Origin of the sequence: Actinomyces glycerinitolerans (assembly GCF_900098745.1) — a bacterium.
GTDB classification, from domain to species: Bacteria; Actinomycetota; Actinomycetes; order Actinomycetales; family Actinomycetaceae; genus Actinomyces; species Actinomyces glycerinitolerans.
In genome coordinates, this window is the sequence record NZ_FQTT01000014.1 from 84,896 (window position 1) to 104,711 (window position 19,816).

The following is a 19,816-nucleotide window of genomic DNA, read 5'->3' on the forward strand; positions in this document are numbered from 1 at the left end:
ATCAGCTTTATTGGCTCGGAGTATCATCGCGGCGTGATCCAGGTGGGGGCAATGTTTGGGGGGAAGCGGTAGGAGTCATCTCGAGCTGTCGTACAGTGCGATGACCCTCCAGGCTGCTTTGGAGATTGCTGACGGCTGGAAGTATCCACCACCGTATGACTTCTATGACATGACGGCGGATCCAGAGGACTACGAGGAGTTCGTGACTCCCGAGAAGTGGCCCGACGTCCTCATGCAGGTCCGCTCAAGGGGCGAGCTGTTCGGATTCTTGTCCGCTGACGTCGATGATGGTGAAGGCGTGTTGGAGATTGGGGTGGGGACGCGGCCTGATCTCACTGGTCGTGGCCTCGGGTTAAGCTTCATGAAGTGTAATCTGGGCTGGCTGGAGGAGAATCTACCCGGTCGGGAGATTCGCTTGAGCGTGGCCTGCTTCAATGAGCGTGCAATTGCGGTGTACCGTCGGAGCGGATTTCGTAGAGTGCGTTCCTTTAAACAGGTTACCAACGGGGGAGTCTTCGACTTCATTGAAATGAAGTATGAGGGGTGCCAAGCGGTGGTCCGGTAATCTTCTGCCGGTTGCACGTATCGGCCTGCGGGGACTAATCCGCCTCTTCGTGTTTGTTTGGGGTGTGGTGGGTTCGGGTGGGCGTGTATGTGTGGGTGTTGGTGCCAGGCGGGGGTGGTTAGGGGCGGGTCGGGTGAGTGCCCCGGGGGTGGCGCACGCTCGATCACCTTGCCGCTCCGACCGGTCGGCGGGTTTTGCCTGGTATTTCAATGTTCTTGGTTTTGGGCAGGCGGAGGCCCTTCGGCTCCCATGTGCGCCGCGGGGATCACCGCACATGGGAGCCGGCCGCACTGTTCACCGGTTGATGTGTTATCCGCGTAATAACGCCAAATCGCTAGAACAGCTCCACAACTGAGCGTGCGGCGCGTGCTCACGCCGGACCCACCCGGGCGCGGGTTCGGCGCCATGCCCCGGATCGGGGCGTCCTGGTCGTCGCCGGGCCCACCCGTGCGCGGGTTCGGCTCTTGGCGTTCGAGGGCGTGATGGCGGGGAGGGTACGGGTGTGCGGATGGTGGGGTGCCGACGGTTGTGAAGGACTCGCGGCTGCGCACTGCGTGGTGCCGGGCGGAGGCCGGAAATGTCCATATTCGGCACTAACGCCGTCGATGCGGATGCAGTCTGATGCGGCATCCGCATGATTTCAACGTTTTGTTCGCGGCCGTTGACACGGCTGGCACCGTTCGTGCCGAATCTGGACATTCCACTGCGGCCTACACCCCGGATCGGCCCACCACAACCGCCAAGCCGAAGGCGCCACTAATCCGCCTCTTCGTGTTTGTTTATGGGCGCGGGCCCGGGCTGCTGTGTGGTGGTCGTGTTCGGGGCCCTGTTCGACAAGAGCCGGCCCGCCAGGTGGTCGTGTTCGGGTGTGGGAGGTCGTGTTCGGGCTGACGAGGTCGTGTTCGGCGGGCGCCGGTTTGCCGAATACGACCTCGTCGTCCCCAAACCCTCCACATTCGGGAGGGTTTCGGGTTGACGAGGTCGTTTTGGTCGAGCCCGGGTCGTTGTCGGGCTGATGAGGACGTTCTCGGGGCGGCGGGGACGATGTCGGGCCGGTGGAGGGCGGCGTCGGGGGCGGCGTCAGGCGAAGGCGTGAACGTTGACCCGAACGCACGAGCCGTCGTGCCTGGCCCACCGCGGTCCAGCGCGCACCCCCAGCCAACGCGCACTCCCACCAATCGCGCCACGCACCACGCAACTGGCACGCGTGCGTCCACCACCCCCGGCGACCCGCTGCCCATCAGCCCGTCGCGTCCCCAAGCACGAAGACTTGGTAAACACCGAGGGGGCTAAGTAGACCCCACCCGTCCGTGGCTTCCCCACCCGGTGATAGGCGCTGCGGCGCCCAGTGGTGGACGCAGCCGGCACCTACCCCTTGTCTCAGCGCCCGATGTCGCGGCGTGATAGCGCCACACAGGCGACTGCAACCAGCAGGGCACTGAACCCCCATAGCAGCGCCAGGCCGCCCCAGTCGACGCCATTGCTCAGAGGGCGCTCGTCGAAAGCCCAGTAATACGGCGACAGGTGCACGAGCCAGTCCAGATCGGCGGACATGCCGCCGATTGCGTTTAATGCGTAGCCGAGCGCGGCCACCGTGGCGCCGGCACCGAGCGACCAGGCGCTCCGGCCTGTCAGCGCGCCGGCCGCCAGCGCGGCAGTTCCGGAGAGCACGGCGAGACCCGCCCAGGAGGCCGTTGCAGCCAGCACGTTGGGGATGGACAGCGCCAGCTCGACGACTGGGTTGAGCACCAGTAACACAGCTACCGTGACGAGGGAGAGCACAAGCACCCGTATGACCAATGCGGCGGCGGTCTCTGCCACGTACTGCACGCGGCCCACGGCGTGAGCGAGCGTGAGCTCCAGGCGTCCGCTCTCCTCCATGCCCGCAATGAACCGCGCACCCCAGGCGGTGGCGGCAATGGCTCCGAGCGCGAAGCCGAGCAGCCCGAAGAAGGTGGCTTGGGCATAGCCCGCACCCGTGGCGATCTGGTCGTACCCCAGGAGGGACACGAGCTCCGTGGGCAGGGTGTCGAGGATGTCCGCGAGTTCGGGCGTCTGCAGCGACGGGTAGACCGGCAGGTACAGAGCCAGCACCGCGGCGAGTGCGACGCTCCAGCCGAGCAGCGAGCGGGCGCCCTCGGCCAGGTGCCGGCGCAGGATCGGCACGGCGGCGCGGGATTCCGCACCGGAAATGGCGGCCCGCGTGTTGGAAGCGCTCATGCTGACTCCTCCTGCTCCTTCTGGGCGTACAGGTTGAGGATCGACTCCTCCAGATCGGGCTCTTCGATCGTGAGTTCCTGAACCGTGAATCGCGACAGGGCCTTGACGAGTTCGTCCGCCCGTCCGCGGAACGCCCCCTGAACGCGCAACTGGTTGCCCGGCGCCGGCTCGATCTGCAGATCACTCAATATCCCGGGCTCTGCCAGGCCGCCGCGAATCTCCCGCGCGGTGACCTCACTGAGCACCGCGCGCACTCGGGATACGGCCGCCGGGCGCAGGGAGGAGACCTCGCCCTCGGCCACAACGCTGCCGTGGGACAGCACGGCAGCCGCATCCGCGGCATGCTGAATCTCGCTGAGGATATGAGAGCTGAGCAGCACGGTCTGTCCGGCGTCGCGTGCCTCCCGTACCAGGTTCAAGAATTCGCGCTGCATGAGCGGGTCCAGTCCGCTGGTGGGCTCGTCGAGGATCAACAGCTCGGGGGAGTGCATGAACGCCTGGATAAGCCCGAGCTTCTGCCGGTTCCCCTTCGACAGTGACCGCACCGGGCGACTCAGGTCAAGATCGAGGCGTTCGGCCAGGCCCTCGATCCGACCTGGGGCGACCGGGCCGCTGAGCTCGGCCAGATGCTTCAACAGCGCGGCGCCGCTGGTGCGTTCGCCCAGGTTGAGCTCACCCGGCAGGTAGCCGATGCGACGGCGCAGCTGTGGGCGGTCCGTGGTGGGCGAGGCGCCGAGCACGGAGATGCCGCCGCTGCTGGGGCGCATGATGCCGAGCAGCATGCGCAGCACCGTGGTCTTGCCGGCCCCGTTGGGGCCGATCAGTCCGTACACGCAGCCGCGCTCGACCCGCAGATCGATGCCCCGCACCGCATGCACGTCTCCGAAGCGCTTGTGAAGCGAATGAGTGGCGATAACTGCCGACATGAGTCCTCCCGAGCCGACGGCATGTGCCCATTCGGCACCCGGCGGGCGCGAAGTGCATCTCTGAGTACGCTACCGAGGCAATATCGGAGGGGCAATACCGGTCCGTGAGCCGGACACCGGGCCTGGTCACGTGTTCCCTGGCTTGTCGGGGCGAACATTGTCCGAATCCGGGACAAACATACTTGGAGCACCGGCCCTCGATTCCAGAATCGTTGGAATTATGCGGCTTCAAGATCGGCGACCGGTCCGGCGGCGTGCGTTTGTCCCGGATGGCGACAATGCCGGTCGTGGCGGCGCTCAAGGGCCGAGCCGCGTCCCACCCACATCCTCAAACCAGAAGAGTCACTAGACTGATGGCGTGCGCGCGGATCCCAAGGCTGGTGAGGCCTCCTCGGCGGCCCCGGCGGTGGGACAACAGATGAGGCCGACGAACGGGAGCGGGTGCGGTACCCGGGCCGGGCTGCTGGACGCGTTCGCCCGCTACCTGGACCTGCAACGCGGGCTGTCGGCGCACACGGTGCGCGCCTACCTCGGCGATCTGGCGGAGCTGCTGACCTTCCTCGGCGTCGGCGAGGGAGACGACGAGCCGGTGGGGCCCGCCCTGGGCAGCCTGGACCTGCCGGACCTGCGCGCCTGGCTGGCCACCATGTCCGCCGACGGCGCCGCCCGCGCGACTCTGGCCCGCCGCGCCGCCGCCTGCCGCACCTTCTCCAACTGGGCCTACCGCAACGGACTGCTGGGGGCCGACGTCGCCGCCCGGCTGCGCTCGCCCCGCGCCGATGCTCGCCTGCCCTCCGTGCTCACCCCCGCCCAGGCCGCCGCCTTGCTGGACGCGGCGGCCGACGCCGTCGCCGCGGCCGGGACGACGGCGGATGACGGCACCGATGCCGACGTGGCCAGGGCACTGGCGCTGCGCGACCGGGCGATTCTGGAGATCCTGTACGCCACCGGCGTGCGCGTGTCCGAACTGTGCGCCCTGAACCTGGGGGACGTGGACGCCGCGCGTCGCACCATGCGGGTACTGGGCAAGGGGAACAAGGAACGCACGGTGCCCTACGGCGGCCCCGCCGCCGCGTCCCTGGAGGACTGGGCGGACGCACGCCCCGCCGTAGCCGCCGCCGACGCCGGAGCGGCCCTGTTCCTGGGCGCCCGCGGTCGCCGCATCGGGCCGCGGGCCGTACGCGAGATTGTCCACCGCACGGCCGCCCGCGCCGGCGTGCCCGACCTGGGCCCCCACGGGCTGCGCCACTCGGCCGCCACCCACGTGCTCAGCGGGGGAGCGGACCTGCGCAGCGTGCAGGAACTGCTCGGGCACTCGTCGCTGGCCACGACCCAGCGCTACACGCATGTATCCGCCGAGCGCCTGCGCGCCGTCTACGCCCAGGCCTTCCCAAGGGCTTGACGACCCGGCTACCGAGTATGCGACACCGACCCCGCTCGGCCCGGCCGGCAAGTCGGCCTCCAGTCAGCCCAGCGGCTTGAGGCGGATCACCGCGGGCTGAAGCAGGCGCAGCGGGTTGACGTAGGTCTTCGGGCCGGTGCGGGCACCCCAGTGCAGGGCGTCGGCGCCGTCGGCGCGGTGGCCGGATTGCAGCGTGCCGATCACCTGGCCGCGCGCAACCGCCTCGCCGGCCTCGACGCACGGATCCACCGGCTCGTAGGTGGTGCGGATGCCGTCGGCATGGTCGATGGACACCACCGGTCGTCCGGCCACCATCCCCGCGAAGGCGACCGTCCCGTCCGCGGCCGCCAGCACCTGCGAGCCCGCCGCCAGCGCCAGGTCCACGCCGCGGTGCCCGGAGCCCCAGACCACCGCAGGCGGATCGAAATCGGCCAGCACCGTCGTCGCCATGCCCGTCGGCCAGGCGTAGCGCACCCTCGTGGCCACCACCCCCGGCAGCGGCGTGGCGGGTTCCGCCGCCGTCCCGGCCGCGAATGCCTGCAGCGGGTTCGGCTCGCCGCCCCGCCAGGCCATCACCACCTGCCGCGGCACGGTCGCGGACCCCAAGGATGTTGCGTCCACTCCGGAGGCCGGCGTCGGCGACAGGGCGAGGGCGGCGCCGACGGTAAGCGCGGCCCAAGTCGCCGCCAGGCGCCGGGCCCGACGTCGCGCCCCTCCCGGGCGCGGTGGAGGGGGACCGCCGGATGAGACCTCGCCGGGGGAGCGGTCGGCCGGATCCTGGCGGGTGTGCCCGCCCGGGGCCGCGGGGGAGTGCCCATCCGTGGGGGGCGTGTTGACGGTAACGGCTGAAGCGGAGGTGCCGACAGCGGTGTCGGCGGCTGTGAAGTTGCTCATGGACACCAGCGTGCGCGGGTAGGTCCCCGAGCGCATCTGCGGCATGGTCCGCCTGTGGATAACCGATCCGGTTGGATGTCGCCAATCGGACCTGTGGACGCCGGTACGCCAATCCGAAGGTGCCCGCCCCTCCGGCCGAGCGCACCCGCCCACGGACTCACCCCGCTGTGGCCTGCGGATTCGTCCCGTGCCACGAGGCTTGCCCGGCGGCCCCGCCCGCATGATCCGCGCCGGCGCTGTGATAACCTCGCGCCCGCAGCCCCGCGCGGGTTCGGCGGCCTTAGTCGATCCGTTGCGTGGCTGACTTCGCGTGTCCGCGCCCGTTCCGCCGTCGGCGGGGCGGGAACGTCCTTTCGAGCGCCACGGCCGAGGTCCCGCATTGCGTAAGCACGGTGGGTGGCCCGGCGTCGCGGGCACCAGGCCCCATGCCCGGCCTCCGGGCAGCCGCGCCCCGCCCACGGGGCCTCCGGTCAAAGGGGAAAAACCACCCATAACCGGGCGCCCCGTCCGTACCGCGGCGGGCCGCCCCTCGACTGCACGCCCGCCGGGCGTGCCTGAAAGGACCCTCATGGCGATTGTCACCATGCGCCAGCTACTCGAGAACGGTGTGCACTTCGGCCACCAGACCCGCCGTTGGAACCCCAAGATGAAGCGGTTCATCCTCACCGAGCGCAACGGCATCTACATCATCGACCTGCAGCAGTCGATCGACGGCATCAACACCGCCTACGACTTCGTCAAGGAGACGGTCGCCCGCGGCGGCAACATTCTGTTCGTCGGCACCAAGACCCAGGCCCAGGCCGCCGTGGCCGAGCAGGCCCAGCGCGTCGGCATGCCCTACGTCAACCAGCGCTGGCTGGGCGGCATGCTCACCAACTTCACCACCGTGCGCGGTCGCCTGGACCGCATGAAGGAACTCGAGCAGATCGACTTCGACGACGTGGCCGGCTCCGGCCACACCAAGAAGGAACTGCTCATGATGCGCCGCGAGAAGGACAAGCTGGTCAAGACCCTCGGCGGCATCCGCGACATGGCCAAGCCGCCGGCCGCCATCTGGGTGGTGGACACCAAGAAGGAGCACCTGGCCATCTCCGAGGCACAGAAGCTGGGCATCCCCGTCGTCGCCGTGCTGGACACCAACTGCGACCCCGACGAGGTCACCTACGCCGTCCCCGGTAACGACGACGCCATCCGCTCCGTCGCGCTGCTGACCCGCATCATCGCCGACGCCGTCGCCGACGGGCTCGTGTCGCGCTCCGCCGGCCGCGCCCGCACCGGTGAGGAGGCGGAGGTCCCCGCCGCCGAGGCCGAGCCGCTGCCCGAGTGGGAGGCCCAGCTGCTGGCCGGTGCCGAGGCCGAGGCCGCCCCGAGCGAAGAGTCGGTCACCGAGGCTGCCGCTGAGTCGGCCACCGAGGCCGTCCAGAGTGAGGCTCCGGTGGCTCCTTCGGATAGCGAGCCTGCTCCCGCCGAGCAGGCCTGAGTCCAGTAGCCGCCCGTTCACTCCAATCTCAGCAATTTCAGGAGATATCCATGCCCAACTACACCACCGCTGACATCAAGGCGCTGCGCGAGAAGACCGGCGCCGGCATGCTCGACGTCAAGAAGGCGCTCGACGAGGCGAACGGTGACGCCGAGAAGGCCATCGAGATCATCCGCGTCAAGGGCCTGAAGGGCATCGCCAAGCGCGAGGGCCGCTCCGCCTCCGCCGGCCTGATCGCCGCCAAGGTGGTCGACACCGACGACGCTCAGGTGGGCGTCCTGGTGGAGATCAACTCCGAGACCGACTTCGTCGCCAAGAACGAGAAGTTCATCGAGTTCGCCGACAAGGTCCTCACTGCCGCCATCGACTCCGGTGCCGAGACCGCCGAGGCGCTGGCCGAGGTCGCCGTCGACGGCACCACCGTCAAGGAGCTCACCGACTCCATGCAGGCCGTCATCGGCGAGAAGATCGTCGTGCGCCGCGTCGGCCGCCTGGCCGCCGACCACGTCGAGCTGTACCTGCACCGCACCAACCCCGACCTGCCCGCCCAGGTGGGGGTGCTGGTCGGCACCGACGCCAAGGCCGCCGAGGTCGCCCACGACGTCGCCATGCACGTGGCCGCCTACTCCCCGCTGTACCTGGACCGTGACTCCGTCCCGGCCGAGACCGTGGAGAAGGAGCGCGCCATCGCCGAGGAGACGACCCGCGCCGAGGGTAAGCCCGAGAAGGCCATCCCGAAGATCGTCGAGGGCCGTATGAACGGCTTCTACAAGGAGAACTGCCTGGTGGACCAGGCCTACGCCAAGGACCCCAAGACCACGGTCGGCAAGGTCATCACGGCCACCGGCGGCAAGCTGAACGGCTTCGTCCGCTTCCGCGTCGGCGCCTGAGCTGACGCGATCAAGCACCGGGGTCCCCGTGAGCGCATGCTCGCGGGGACCCCGTGTTATATCTCGGGTGCTTACGGGCGCTCAGGCCACCAGTATTTCGACGAGCCGGTTCCAACTGGTGCCGTGGGCAACGAGGTACTCATTCAGGCGGGCGTCGTCCTGCTCCAGTGCGGCCGCCGCCAGATGACGCGCGGAGACATCGGAGTCGACCGCCAGCGCGACCGCCCGCACCGAGGCCGCCTTGGCGCGGTCGTCGAAGCCGATCGGCCGGGGCAGTAGCCGCCCCAGGCCGCGGCGGGGAGCGTCGGCGGTCGCCTCCTGCACCAACTCCTCCCAGCTCAGTTGGTGGGGCGTGCCGACGAGCGCCTCCACCTCGGGGCTGGTGCGGAGCGCGGCGACGAACACATCCAGGGGCTCGGCGTTGCCTGCCCCCCGTTCCTTCGCCACCGCGCGGGCGTCCTTGAGCACCGTCTTGGCGCTCTCGTCCATTCCTGCCATGATCATTCCTCCGTTTCGGCGGGACTTTGAGTGGTTGTGTTGAGGTGTTTGGCGGCCGTCCGGCTGTCAATGCGTACCGCGTACCGCGAGGCGGACCAGCTTGCGAGGGCGATGTGCAGCAGTGCCCACGAGGCCAATGCGGTGGCCCCGACTTGAGCGGCGATTGCCGCAAACCCGGGTGCCAATGCTGCCGTGCCCTGGCCGACGGCGAGGACCAGCGGCCCTCCGAGGGCGGCAAGCCCGCCGACGCCGCTGGTCAGGTGGTTCGAAATGCCTCGCGCTGCTAGGAGCGCGGCGGACACGGAACACGCCGCGGCGAACAGCGGCCAGGTGAATGCGCAACCGAGTGCGATGGCCACGGCACCGCCGGGCAGGCGAGCCTGGGCGCCGCCGAGGACGGTCAGCAGGCAGATCAGGCACGTTTGTAATGCGGGCAACAGACAGCTCCACGCACCCACGTACAGTGCGTTACAGCGGGTACTGCTCGCCGCAGAGAACAGGGGGTAGCGTGCTTCCGCTAGGGCGCCGTCCAGCGCGCATGAGGAAGCTGCAAATCCGCCTACGATCAGGAACGCGATTGGCCACCACTCCGGGAGCAGCCAACCGATCAGCCGGCCGACCCCATAGGCCGCCAGCGCCTCGAATACGAGGACCCTGCCGGAATGGCGGCGTCCCGCCTCCCACCACTGGCGGATTACTAAGGCGGCCGCCCCACGGACGACGGCGGGCATGTTCCCGCTGGACGCATGTGCCGGGCGCATAAGGGCCAATGCCGCCGAGGCGTCCCGACTGTCGGCCAGGTCGAGGATTGCGGCCAGCTGGTACGCGGGTGCCGCCCACAGCGGAGTCAGCCCGGGCGCCACCGCGATCACCACCGCGTAGATCAAGGCGGCGGCAGCGGCGAGCAGTATGGCCGATCGCCAGTGCCCGGTCAGCGTCATGAAGATGTCGCCCAGCAGGTTCAGTGCCCTCACCCCCTGTTCCGACACGCGGGCGAGCACACTGCATACCAATACTGTCGTCGGACTCCACCATGCCAGGGTCAGGAGCGGGCGCGTGCGGGGAAAAGCCCACGTTGCGCAGCCGCAGGCCAAGCGCGCGCTGGTCATCCAGACTCCGAGACTGCTCAGGACTGTCCACAAACACAGGCGCGACTCCAGTTCCGCCCACTGCGTGGGGGCCACCCCGGAGAGTACGGCGGCCAGGTACAGGCCGCCGATTACGGAGGCCGACAGACGGGCGAGAATGCCCGCGGTTAGTGATACGCGAATCAAGGAGCCGGAGTCCACAACGCCGATATCACCGGTGCCCAGAATGACGGGAGGCCGGGCGACTGAATGGGCGCCCCAGACCGTGAGGGCACCGACCAGTACAGCGCCGAGCACATCTCGCAGCAGCCAGTCGGGGATGGCAGATGCGCGCCCGGATGGGGGCGCTACCAGCATCCAAAGCAACCGGCCGCTGACGACCACCACGGCGATACCAGCAAGACGCCCCGGCCAGCTCTTAAGCAGTCCGACCGCCTTGTGTCGAACGCCGCGCAGACGGGCCTCCAGCAGTACCAGTACCAGTCGCGAGACGTGCTGTCGGGCACGCTGGCGCGCGGCGGTGGGAACAACGTCGGCGGTCATGGACTCGTCCCGTCGAATTCGGCCAGCCGGGGTCGGGAATCGGAGCGGCGGCTGACGGCGGCGAAGGCGGCCTCGAAGGCAGTCTTGTTGGGGGAGGGCTCGCCGAGACGCACGAACTGGGTGGGCGTGCCGGAGAACACGAGCTCACCGTGGTCCAGGACCAACAGCTCGTCGGCTACCCGCTCGGCGATGTCCAGCCGATGCGTCGACACCAGCACGCAGCACCCCTGGTCGCGCAACTGCTCCACCAGCGACATGAGCATCTCCTGGCCCGCCGGATCGAGCCCATCGAAGGGCTCATCCAGGACGAGGACTCGCGCGCCCTGGCGCACCGCGCAGGCGAGCATCAGCCGCTTCTTCAACCCCTTCGAGAGTTTGCTGGCCAGCAGGTCCGCGTGCTCATCCAGTCCCAGCGCCTTCAGAAACTGTTCCTCCTGCGCCCGGCTGAACCGGCTGAGGCCGAACAACGCCTCCACCAGCCGCAGATGCTCGCGCACAGTCAATAGCGGGTATACCAGCGAAGAGTCGGGAACGTATCCGACAGTGCGGTCCGCGAGCGCGCCGTCCTCCGGCAGCACGATGCGAGCACTCCCGCGGCTGATGGACTCGTGTCCGACGAGGATCCGCATAAGCGTGGTCTTGCCCGCCCCATTGGGGCCGAGGAGGCAGGTGATGGCGCCGTAGCGGACATCCAGGGTGACCTCGTTCAGAACCGTGGGCCCGCCGAAGCGTTTGCTCAGCGCGCGTACCTCGATAGCGTTGGCGTCAGTGTCTTGGCACGTCGTCCTGTCGGTCAGGTGCCGACATTCCTCCGGGGATGACGCCTCGCTGAGTCTGAATCCGAACACGGCTGCTCACCCCGTCGGTATACGCTTCGTCACTCCCTGACTCTATCGTTACCTCCGGCGCGGAACCACCCTGTGCAGGTAGGCTGTGCGCAGCGCCCGCATCGAAGCCGCTGAACCGTCCGCACCCAGCAGGAGGCACCACGCATGAGCGAGTCCCCGGACCGCGACGACCGCATCGCCCACGGCACCCATCCCCGGCGGGTGCTATTGAAGCTCTCCGGTGAGGTCTTCGGCGGTGGGGCGGTCGGCCTGGATGCCGACGTCGTCGCCGACGCCGCCCAGCAGATCGCCACCGCCATCAAGCAGGGCGTGCAGGTAGCCATCGTGGTCGGCGGCGGCAATTTCTTCCGCGGCGCAGAACTGTCCGCCCGGGGTATGGATCGCGCCCGGGCCGACTATATGGGCATGCTCGGCACGGTGATGAACGCGCTCGCCCTGCAGGACTTCATCGAGAAGGCCGGTGTACCCGCCCGGGTCCAGTCCGCCATCACCATGACCCAGGTCGCCGAGCCCTACATTCCCCTGCGCGCCATCCGCCACATGGAGAAGGGCCGCGCCGTCATTTTCGGCGCCGGCGCCGGCATGCCCTACTTCTCCACCGACACCGTCGCCGCCCAGCGCGCCCTGGAGACTCACTGCGACGAGCTGCTGGTCGGCAAGAACGGGGTCGACGGCGTGTACACCGCGGACCCGCGCCGCGACCCCGAGGCCGTCAAGCTCGACCGCCTCACCTATGCGCGCGCCCTGGCAGACGGGCTGCAGGTCGCCGACGCTTCCGCCTTCGCCCTCAGCCGCGACAACGCCCTGACCATGCGCGTGTTCGGCATGGGGGAGCCCGGCAACATCACCCGCGCCCTGCTGGGGGAGGACATCGGCACCCTCGTCACCCGCGACTAGCCTCCGGCCGCGCCATCCGCGCGGCGCCCTCCGCGCTCGGCCGTACGGGCGAACGCGCCAAAGGCTGAACCACAGCCGACCGACAGCCCATCAACACTGCTAACAACCGAAGGAACCAACCATGATCGACGACGTCATGCTCGATGCCGAGGACAAGATGGACAAGGCCCTCGACGCCGGCAAGCACGAACTCGCCGCCATCCGCACCGGCCGCGCCAACCCGTCCATGTTCAACGGAATCGTGGTCGACTACTACGGGGCGCCCACGCCCCTGCAGCAGCTCGCCTCCATCACCATTCCCGAGGCCCGTTCCGTGATCGTCAGCCCCTACGACCGCGGCGCCATGAAGGAGATCGTCACCGCGATCCGCGAGTCCGACCTGGGCGTGAACCCCACCGACGACGGCACCGTCATCCGCGTGACCCTGCCCGTGCTGACCGAGGAGCGTCGCCGCGACTACGTCAAGCTCGCCCGCTCCCGCGCGGAGGAGTCCCGCGTGCAGGTGCGCGGTGTGCGCGCCAAGGCCAAGAAGGAGCTGGAGGCCATCAAGCGCGACGGCGAGGCCGGCGAGGACGACGTCAAGCGCGCCGAGGCGGAGCTGGACGCCCTGACCAAGCGCTACGTCGAGCAGATCGACGCCGCACTGGCCACCAAGGAGGCCGAGCTCCTCGAGGTCTGAGCCCCGCCTCGACCCCGAACCGCACCAGTACGCCGCCCACCGTGAGCCTGTTGTCCACCCTGCTCGCCCCGCCGCCGACGCGCAACCGCGCCCCCCTACCCGCCACCGGGCGGGCGGGACGCAACCTGCCCGCCGCCGTCGGGGTCGCCGTCGTCCTGATCGGGGCGATCCTGGCCTCGCTGGTCTTCAACAAGATCGTGTTCGTCGGCGTGGTGGTCGTGGCCGTGTGCGGGGCCCTATGGGAACTGGCCGGTGCCTTCGCCCGCAAGGGCATCCGACTGCCGCTGGCACCGCTGTGGATCGGCACCCTCGGGGTGGCGGTGTGCGCCTGGCGGGCGGGCGCGGAGGCCGCCCTGGGCGCCTACATCGCCACCGCCGGCGCCTGCGTGGTTTGGTGCTTCCTGGATCAGGCGGAGGCCGAGTCCGGCACCGCCCTGGAGGAGGCCGGCCATGATGTGCTGCGCACCGAGGCCCACGACGCCGTGCGTCGCTCCCGCTCCGTGAACGCCTCCGCCTCCGTGTTCGCCGCCACCTACCTGCCCTTCCTCGCCGGGTTCGCCGTGCTGCTGGTCGCCCAGACGCACGGGGTCGGCAAGGTCCTGACCCTGATCGCCCTGCCGGTCGCCAACGACACCGGCGGCTGGCTGGCCGGTATCAACTTCGGCAGGCATCCCATGGCGCCGAGCGTGTCGCCGAAGAAGTCCTGGGAGGGCTTCGCCGGCTCCCTGCTGGCCGCCGTCGGCGCCGGCGCGGTCTGCCTGTGGGCGTTGGACGGGCCGGTGTGGGCGGGCGCGCTGCTGGGCGCCACCGTGGTGGTCATTTCGACGCTGGGCGACCTGGGGGAGTCCCTGCTCAAGCGCGACCTCGGACTGAAGGACATGGGCACCCTCCTGCCCGGCCACGGCGGTCTCATGGACCGGCTCGACTCCATCCTGGTGGCCGCCCCGGTGGTCTACGTATTCAGCCTCCTGGTCGGGTGACCCGGCGATGCACCAGATGCTGCGCCGTCGCCCCGGGACTGTGACCGACGCCGTGGCAGTGGCGGCTTGGCCCGAGTACGCTGCCGCTTCGGCCGCTCGTGTCCGCGAACGCGCTCGACTCTCACAATCGGAAGGATCATGGCCCCAGTGAGCAGCACCTCCGCCGTCATCCGCGCACGCGGCCCACGTGCCGGGGCCGCCCGTACGGCCACGCCGCGCCGCGACTCCGACCGCGTCCAGGTGCTGCCCACCGATCAGCCGCCCGAGGGCGCCACCAGCCCCGACGCTCGCCCCCGCCTGTCCTTCGCCGTTCCCCCCGCCCGTGGCAAGGCCCCCCGGCACCTGGCCGACCTGGACCTGGCCGGCCGCAAGCAGGCACTGCGGGAGGCCGGTCTGCCCGCCTTCCGCGCCGACCAGCTCTCACGCCACTACTTCACTCACTTCACCCGCGACGCCGCCGACATGACGGACCTGCCCGCCGCCCAGCGCGAGCAACTGTGCGCCGAACTGCTGCCCGACCTGATCCACGAGGTGCGTGCCCTGCGCGCCGACGGCGGCCGCACCATCAAACACCTGTGGGAGCTTTACGACGGCGTGCGCGTGGAGTCGGTGCTCATGCGCTATCGGGACCGCACCACCCTGTGCGTCTCCTCCCAGGCCGGCTGCGGCATGGCCTGTCCCTTCTGCGCCACCGGCCAGATGGGGCTGACCCGGAACCTGTCCACCGGGGAGATCATCGAGCAGATTCGTCACGCCGGCGCCCTGTCCGAGGCCGGCGGTCTGGCCGGTGGCCCCGCCCGCCTGTCCAACGTCGTGTTCATGGGCATGGGCGAGCCGATGGTCAACTACAAGAACGTGGTGGCGGCCCTGCACCGAATCATCGACCCCGCCCCGGAGGGCTTCGGCCTGTCCGCCCGCGGCGTCACCGTCTCCACCGTGGGCCTGGTTCCGCTGATCCGCAAGCTCGCCGGTGAGGGCCTGCCGGTCACCCTGGCCGTCTCCCTGCACGCCCCCGACGACGAACTGCGCGACGCCCTCATTCCCGTCAACTCCAAGTGGAAGGTCGGCGAGCTGCTGGACGCCGCCCACGACTACTTCGAGGCCACAGGCCGGCGCGTCTCCATCGAGTACGCCCTGATCAAGGACATGAACGACCACGCCTGGCGCGCGCAGCTGCTGGCCGACGAGCTCAACCGCCGCGGCCACGGCTGGGCCCACGTGAATCCCATTCCCCTGAACCCCACCCCCGGCTCCATCTGGACCTGCTCCGAGCCGGAGGTCCAGGACCGTTTCGTCGACACGCTCCGGCGTGCCGGCATCACCACCACGGTGCGAGACACTCGTGGCAGCGACATTGACGGCGCCTGCGGCCAGTTGGCCACCGAGGTGCTCAAGCAGGAAAGGGCGGCGCACACGCGATGAGCGACATGTTCCCCAGGGTCGGCATGCTTAAGCAGGGCTACCGCGTCGAGCAGGTGGACGGCTACTTCGAGACCGCCCACGAGATCTACGACGCCGGCGAACTGGCCGAGATGGACTCCGAGGGGGTGCGCACCGTCGCCTTCGACATCGTCCACGGCGGCTACCGGCCCGACGCCGTCGACGCCGCGCTGGACCGGCTCGAGGCCGCCTTCCTGCAGCGCCGCCGCGCCGAGTACGTGGCCACCAACGGCCGCAAGGCCTGGATGGACCAGGTGGCCCAGTTGGCCACCACCCTGTACCCGCGGCTGCTGCGCCCGGCCGGTGAGCGCTTCGCCCCCGCCGCCCGGCGGGGGTACGAAAAGGAGGCCGTCGACGCCCTCATGGACCGCATTGCCGCCTACTTCGACTCCGACGGCGCCCTGACCTCCACCCAGGTGCGTGCCGCCGTCTTCCCCGCCGCCCGCGGGGACAAGGCCTATGACGAGGCCAGCGTCGACCGCTTTCTCGCCCGGACCGTCGAGGTCCTGCTGTCGGTGGAGTAGGGCACACCATGACCGCAACCGCTTCGGGTGATCCCGCGCGCGCCGTCGTCCTGCTCGGCTCCACCGGTTCCATCGGCACCCAGGCCCTCGAGGTCATCGACCACCTGGCCGCCCACCCCGGCGCCCCGGGTGAACCCGGCCGGGTCCCGGCGCCGCGCGTGTCCGGTTTGGCCGCCGGCGGCGGCCGCCTGGAACTGCTGGCCGAGCAGGCTGTCGCCCACCGCGTGCCCCGCCTGGCGGTGTCCGCCTCCGCCGACGACGTCGTACCCCGGCTGCGCGCGGCCCTCGCCGACGCCGCCGCCCGTGCGGGCCGGCCCGACCCCGTCACCGCGATCCTCGCCGGCCCCGACGCCGCCACCGAGCTGATTCAGGCCGCCGGCGTGGGGGAGGGGGACGTGGTCCTCAACGGGATCACCGGCTCGGTCGGCCTGGCCCCCACCCTGGCCGCCCTGCGCTCCGGCGCCACCCTCGCGCTGGCCAACAAGGAGTCCCTGGTGGTCGGCGGTGCCCTGGTCAAGCGCGCCCTGCGCCGTCCCGGACAGGTCGTGCCCGTCGACTCCGAGCACTCGGCCATCGCCCAGGCCCTGCGCGCCGGCGTCCACGAGAAGGGGCTGACCAGCCCCGACGTCACCGGCCGCAGCGAAGTGCGACGGCTGATCCTGACCGCCTCCGGCGGGCCCTTCCGCGGCCGTACCCGCGCCGAACTCGCGGGCGTCACCGCCGCCCAGGCCCTGAACCACCCCACCTGGGCGATGGGCCCCGTGGTCACCGTCAACTCCTCCACCCTGGTCAACAAGGGGCTGGAGCTGATCGAGGCGCACCTGCTGTTCGACGTCGACCCCGCCGACATTACCGTGGCCGTACACCCCCAGTCCGTGGTCCACTCCATGGTCGAGTTCATCGACGGCGCCACCATCGCCCAGGCCTCCCCGCCGGACATGCGCCTGCCGATCGCGTTGGGCCTGACCTGGCCGCACCGCCCCGACCTGGCCGGCCTGGTCCGGCCCCAGCCCTGGACCGATCCCACCGCCTGGACCTTCGAGCCGCTCGACGCCGATACCTTCCCGGCCGTGGACCTGGCCCGCGCCGCCGTGGCCGCCTCACCCACCCACCCGGCCGTCTTCAACGCCGCCAACGAGCAGGCCGTCGCCGCCTTCCTGGACGGGCGCCTGCGCTGGCTGGACATCGTCGCCATCGACGCCGCCGTGCTGGAGGCCCACACCGGGCACGCCGACCCCGGCCTCGATGACGTGCTGGCCGCCGACGCCTGGGCGCGCGCCCGCGCCGACGAGCTGATCGCCGCCCGTACCCGCTGACCAGGAGACCCCTTGAGCCACACCCTTGCCTACATCCTGGGCATCGTCATCCTCATCATCGGCATCGGCCTGTCCGTCGCCCTGCACGAGTTGGGCCACATGCTGCCCGCCAAGCACTTCGGCGTGAAGGTACCCGAGTACTTCATCGGCTTCGGCCCCAAGCTGTGGTCCACCCGCCGCGGTGAGACCGAGTACGGCATCAAGGCCATCTGGCTGGGCGGCTACGTGCGCCTGCTGGGCATGCTGCCGCCCGCCCGCCCAGGCCACCCGGACAAGCCCGGCTCCATGGTCGCCGAGGCGCGCGCGGAGTCCCTGGACGAGCTCGGCCCCGACGAGCAGGACCGCGCCTTCTACCGCCTGAGCGTCCCGAAGAAGCTGCTGGTCATGGCCGGCGGCATCCTCACCAACCTCGCCCTGGGCGTCATCTGCCTGACCGTCGCCCTGGGGGTGATCGGGCAGCCCGCCTACACCGCCACCCTCGCGTCGGTGTCCGAATGCGTCTCCTCCGACATCGACGCCGGCGCCGCGTGCACCGACGCCGACCCCACCTCCCCGGCCGCCGCGGCCGGATTGCAGGTAGGCGACACGATCGTGTCCTGGGACGGTGAGCCCACCGCCACCTGGGCCGAGGTGCAGGCGGCCATCGCCGCCTCCGGCACCGAGCCGGCCGACGTCGTCGTCGAGCGCGATGGGCAGGCGCTGACCCTGACCATCACGGCCGTGGAGGTGCCCCGCACCGTCTACGACGCCGAGGGCAACCCCGCCACCGACGCCTCCGGAGAGGTGATTACCGAGCCGCGCCCGTATGTGGGCATCGGCCCCTCGCTGGGAACGGTGCGCACCCCGGCCGGGGAGATCCCGCGGGTGGTGGGTGACGCAGTCGGACAGACCCTGAAGGCGATCGTGACCCTGCCGGCGGGCCTGTACCACGCCGTCGCCGCCGGACTGGGCCTGGAGGAGCGCAACGCCGAGGGCCTGGTCAGCCTGGTCGGGGTGGGGCGCATCGCCGGGGAGGTGTCCAGCGCCGGCACCGGCACGGATATGGGACTGCCCTTCTCGGTGCGCCTGTTCTCCATGCTCAGCCTGCTCGGCTCGCTGAATCTGGCCCTGTTCGCCTTCAACCTCATTCCGCTGCTGCCGCTGGATGGCGGGCACGTCGCCGGCGCCTGCTGGGAGGGCATCCGTCGCCTGTGGGCCCGCGCTCACGGCAACCCCGATCCCGGCTACGCCGATACCGCCAGGATGCTGCCGGTCGGGCAGGTCGTCTTCTACCTGCTGATTCTCATGGCCGTGCTACTCATCTGGGTTGACATCGTCGCGCCCATTTGAGCGGTGGGCGGCGCGGGCTGCGGAAACGCCGCCCCGGGAGGCGAATCGCACCCCGGTGTGAGCCGGCCACCACGGCGACCGGGCTCGCCCGGTGCCATACTGTGAGGCGTGACAGAAGCGATCGCCCTAGGCATGCCAACCGTGCGTGAGGAGCCCCCGGTGCTGGCGCCCCGCAAGCCCACCCGCAAGATCCGCGTCGGTGACGTGGAGGTCGGGGGCGGAGCCCCCATCTCCGTGCAGTCGATGACCACCACCAAGACCCACGACGTGGGGGCGACCCTCCAGCAGATCGCGGAACTGACGGCGGCCGGCTGCGACATCGTGCGGGTCGCCTGCCCCACGGACAAGGACGCCGAGGCCCTGCCGATCATCGCCAAGCAGTCGCGCATCCCCGTCATCGCCGACATCCACTTCAACCCCAAGTACGTGTTCGCCGCCATCGAGGCCGGCTGCGGGGCCGTGCGCGTCAACCCCGGCAACATCCGCAAGTTCGACGACAAGGTCGCCGAAATCTGCAAGGCCGCCTCCGACCACGGCACCTCCCTGCGCATCGGCGTCAACGCCGGCTCCCTGGACCCGCGCCTGCTGAAGAAGTACGGCAAGGCCACCCCCGAGGCCCTGGTGGAGTCCGCCGTCTGGGAGGCCGGCCTGTTCGAGGAGTGCGGCTTCCACGACTTCAAGATCTCCGTGAAGCACCACGACGTGGTCACCATGGTGCAGGCCTACCAAATGCTCAGCGAGCGCGGCGACTGGCCGCTGCACCTGGGCGTGACCGAGGCCGGCCCGGCATTTCAGGGCACCATCAAGTCCTGTGCCGCCTTCGGCATCCTGTTGGCGCAGGGCATCGGCGACACCATTCGCGTGTCCCTGTCCGCCCCGCCCGTGGAGGAGGTCAAGGTCGGCACCAAGCTGCTGGAGTTCATGGGGCTGCGCGAACGCAAGCTGGAGATCGTCTCCTGCCCGTCATGCGGGCGCGCCCAGGTGGACGTGTGGTCGCTGGCCGAATCCGTGGAGGAGGGGCTGAAGGACGTGTCCGCCCCGCTGCGCGTGGCCGTGATGGGCTGCGTCGTCAACGGCCCCGGTGAGGCCCGCGAGGCCGACCTCGGCTGCGCCTCGGGCAACGGCAAGGGCCAGATCTTCGTGCGCGGCAAGGTCATCAAGACGGTTCCCGAGGACCAGGTGGTGGACACGCTGCTGGAGCAGGCCCAGATCATGGCCGAGCAGATGCGCTCCGAGTTCGGCGAGGCGGCTCTGGCCGGCACCTCACCGAGTGTGGTCGCCAGCGTCTGAGCCCCGC

Annotated in this window: 18 protein-coding genes; 12 read left to right on the forward strand and 6 right to left on the reverse strand. The window is 70.0% G+C overall.

Annotated elements, in window-relative coordinates:
- Positions 1-100 precede the first annotated feature (100 nt).
- Positions 101-565 (forward strand): GNAT family N-acetyltransferase, encoded by a 465-nt coding sequence (locus tag ACGLYG10_RS13170; protein ID WP_073332915.1) that lies wholly within the window; start codon positions 101-103, stop codon positions 563-565.
- Between the two features lie 1,380 nt (positions 566-1,945).
- On the opposite strand, the gene ACGLYG10_RS13175 is transcribed toward ACGLYG10_RS13170, so the two are convergent.
- Positions 1,946-2,785 (reverse strand): ABC-2 transporter permease, encoded by an 840-nt coding sequence (locus tag ACGLYG10_RS13175; RefSeq protein WP_073332918.1) that lies wholly within the window; start codon positions 2,783-2,785, stop codon positions 1,946-1,948.
- Positions 2,782-3,711, reverse strand: a complete 930-nt coding sequence (locus ACGLYG10_RS13180; protein ID WP_073332920.1) for an ABC transporter ATP-binding protein — start codon at positions 3,709-3,711, stop codon at positions 2,782-2,784. Before ACGLYG10_RS13180 ends, ACGLYG10_RS13175 begins: the two co-directional genes overlap by 4 nt.
- Before the next feature lie 418 nt (positions 3,712-4,129).
- Between ACGLYG10_RS13180 and ACGLYG10_RS13185 the strand changes: the two genes are divergently transcribed.
- Positions 4,130-5,113, forward strand: a complete 984-nt coding sequence (locus ACGLYG10_RS13185) for a tyrosine recombinase XerC (RefSeq protein ID WP_073333251.1) — start codon at positions 4,130-4,132, stop codon at positions 5,111-5,113.
- Between the two features lie 63 nt (positions 5,114-5,176).
- Here ACGLYG10_RS13185 and ACGLYG10_RS16725 read toward each other — a convergent pair whose 3' ends face one another.
- The gene (locus ACGLYG10_RS16725) at positions 5,177-6,007 is read right to left on the reverse strand and encodes a M23 family metallopeptidase (RefSeq protein ID WP_244542685.1); all 831 of its coding nucleotides are present in this window, start codon (positions 6,005-6,007) and stop codon (positions 5,177-5,179) included.
- Positions 6,008-6,575: 568 nt separating this feature from the next.
- On the opposite strand from ACGLYG10_RS16725, the gene rpsB reads away from it, so the two are divergent.
- Both rpsB and tsf read left to right on the forward strand, forming a co-directional pair.
- Positions 6,576-7,487, forward strand: a complete 912-nt coding sequence (rpsB, locus tag ACGLYG10_RS13195) for a 30S ribosomal protein S2 (RefSeq protein ID WP_073332923.1) — start codon at positions 6,576-6,578, stop codon at positions 7,485-7,487.
- A 50-nt stretch (positions 7,488-7,537) separates the two neighbouring features.
- Positions 7,538-8,377 carry a translation elongation factor Ts gene (gene tsf, locus ACGLYG10_RS13200; RefSeq protein WP_073332924.1) on the forward strand — a complete coding sequence of 280 codons (840 nt, stop codon included), beginning with the start codon at positions 7,538-7,540 and terminating at the stop codon, positions 8,375-8,377.
- Positions 8,378-8,458: 81 nt separating this feature from the next.
- On the opposite strand, the gene ACGLYG10_RS13205 is transcribed toward tsf, so the two are convergent.
- Genes ACGLYG10_RS13205 through ACGLYG10_RS13215 form a run of 3 tightly spaced genes read right to left on the reverse strand, consistent with a single transcriptional unit; the run spans position 8,459 to position 11,354 of the window.
- The gene (locus ACGLYG10_RS13205; RefSeq protein ID WP_073332927.1) at positions 8,459-8,875 is read right to left on the reverse strand and encodes a hypothetical protein; all 417 of its coding nucleotides are present in this window, start codon (positions 8,873-8,875) and stop codon (positions 8,459-8,461) included.
- A gap of 2 nt (positions 8,876-8,877) precedes the next feature.
- Positions 8,878-10,506 carry a hypothetical protein gene (locus tag ACGLYG10_RS13210; RefSeq protein WP_073332929.1) on the reverse strand — a complete coding sequence of 543 codons (1,629 nt, stop codon included), beginning with the start codon at positions 10,504-10,506 and terminating at the stop codon, positions 8,878-8,880.
- The gene (locus tag ACGLYG10_RS13215; protein WP_073332932.1) at positions 10,503-11,354 is read right to left on the reverse strand and encodes an ABC transporter ATP-binding protein; all 852 of its coding nucleotides are present in this window, start codon (positions 11,352-11,354) and stop codon (positions 10,503-10,505) included. The genes ACGLYG10_RS13210 and ACGLYG10_RS13215 overlap by 4 nt, the downstream gene beginning before the upstream one ends.
- 144 nt (positions 11,355-11,498) lie before the next feature.
- Between ACGLYG10_RS13215 and pyrH the strand changes: the two genes are divergently transcribed.
- The 8 genes from pyrH to ispG all read left to right on the forward strand — a co-directional run bounded on the left by pyrH (position 11,499) and on the right by ispG (position 19,809).
- Positions 11,499-12,251, forward strand: a complete 753-nt coding sequence (gene pyrH, locus ACGLYG10_RS13220; RefSeq protein ID WP_073332934.1) for a UMP kinase — start codon at positions 11,499-11,501, stop codon at positions 12,249-12,251.
- Positions 12,252-12,372: 121 nt separating this feature from the next.
- Positions 12,373-12,930, forward strand: a complete 558-nt coding sequence (frr, locus tag ACGLYG10_RS13225) for a ribosome recycling factor (protein WP_073332937.1) — start codon at positions 12,373-12,375, stop codon at positions 12,928-12,930.
- Positions 12,931-12,980: 50 nt separating this feature from the next.
- Complete coding sequence (locus ACGLYG10_RS13230) at positions 12,981-13,910, forward strand: phosphatidate cytidylyltransferase (protein WP_073332940.1); 930 nt, start codon at positions 12,981-12,983, stop codon at positions 13,908-13,910.
- A gap of 168 nt (positions 13,911-14,078) precedes the next feature.
- Positions 14,079-15,332, forward strand: coding sequence for a dual-specificity RNA methyltransferase RlmN (gene rlmN, locus ACGLYG10_RS13235; protein ID WP_432416233.1), 1,254 nt, complete (start codon positions 14,079-14,081; stop codon positions 15,330-15,332).
- Positions 15,329-15,874 carry a DivIVA domain-containing protein gene (locus ACGLYG10_RS13240; protein ID WP_073332945.1) on the forward strand — a complete coding sequence of 182 codons (546 nt, stop codon included), beginning with the start codon at positions 15,329-15,331 and terminating at the stop codon, positions 15,872-15,874. The genes rlmN and ACGLYG10_RS13240 overlap by 4 nt, the downstream gene beginning before the upstream one ends.
- 8 nt (positions 15,875-15,882) lie before the next feature.
- Complete coding sequence (gene dxr / locus ACGLYG10_RS13245; protein ID WP_073332948.1) at positions 15,883-17,190, forward strand: 1-deoxy-D-xylulose-5-phosphate reductoisomerase; 1,308 nt, start codon at positions 15,883-15,885, stop codon at positions 17,188-17,190.
- Positions 17,191-17,202: 12 nt separating this feature from the next.
- A complete protein-coding gene (locus ACGLYG10_RS13250; RefSeq protein ID WP_073332950.1) occupies positions 17,203-18,519 on the forward strand; it encodes a M50 family metallopeptidase in 1,317 nt (438 codons plus the stop codon).
- 108 nt (positions 18,520-18,627) lie between these two features.
- Complete coding sequence (ispG, locus tag ACGLYG10_RS13255) at positions 18,628-19,809, forward strand: flavodoxin-dependent (E)-4-hydroxy-3-methylbut-2-enyl-diphosphate synthase (RefSeq protein WP_073332953.1); 1,182 nt, start codon at positions 18,628-18,630, stop codon at positions 19,807-19,809.
- The last annotated feature ends 7 nt before the right edge of the window (positions 19,810-19,816 follow it).

Excerpts from the sequence above, each read along its gene's own strand:
- ACGLYG10_RS13170 (WP_073332915.1), top strand. The coding sequence starts at position 101 with ATGACCCTCCAGGCTGCTTTGGAGATTGCTGACGGCTGGAAGTATCCA.
- ACGLYG10_RS13175 (WP_073332918.1), bottom strand. The coding sequence starts at position 2,785 with ATGAGCGCTTCCAACACGCGGGCCGCCATTTCCGGTGCGGAATCCCGC.
- ACGLYG10_RS13180 (WP_073332920.1), bottom strand. The coding sequence starts at position 3,711 with ATGTCGGCAGTTATCGCCACTCATTCGCTTCACAAGCGCTTCGGAGAC.
- ACGLYG10_RS13185 (WP_073333251.1), top strand. The coding sequence starts at position 4,130 with ATGAGGCCGACGAACGGGAGCGGGTGCGGTACCCGGGCCGGGCTGCTG.
- ACGLYG10_RS16725 (WP_244542685.1), bottom strand. The coding sequence starts at position 6,007 with ATGAGCAACTTCACAGCCGCCGACACCGCTGTCGGCACCTCCGCTTCA.
- rpsB (WP_073332923.1), top strand. The coding sequence starts at position 6,576 with ATGGCGATTGTCACCATGCGCCAGCTACTCGAGAACGGTGTGCACTTC.
- tsf (WP_073332924.1), top strand. The coding sequence starts at position 7,538 with ATGCCCAACTACACCACCGCTGACATCAAGGCGCTGCGCGAGAAGACC.
- ACGLYG10_RS13205 (WP_073332927.1), bottom strand. The coding sequence starts at position 8,875 with ATGGCAGGAATGGACGAGAGCGCCAAGACGGTGCTCAAGGACGCCCGC.
- ACGLYG10_RS13210 (WP_073332929.1), bottom strand. The coding sequence starts at position 10,506 with ATGACCGCCGACGTTGTTCCCACCGCCGCGCGCCAGCGTGCCCGACAG.
- pyrH (WP_073332934.1), top strand. The coding sequence starts at position 11,499 with ATGAGCGAGTCCCCGGACCGCGACGACCGCATCGCCCACGGCACCCAT.
- frr (WP_073332937.1), top strand. The coding sequence starts at position 12,373 with ATGATCGACGACGTCATGCTCGATGCCGAGGACAAGATGGACAAGGCC.
- ACGLYG10_RS13240 (WP_073332945.1), top strand. The coding sequence starts at position 15,329 with ATGAGCGACATGTTCCCCAGGGTCGGCATGCTTAAGCAGGGCTACCGC.
- dxr (WP_073332948.1), top strand. The coding sequence starts at position 15,883 with ATGACCGCAACCGCTTCGGGTGATCCCGCGCGCGCCGTCGTCCTGCTC.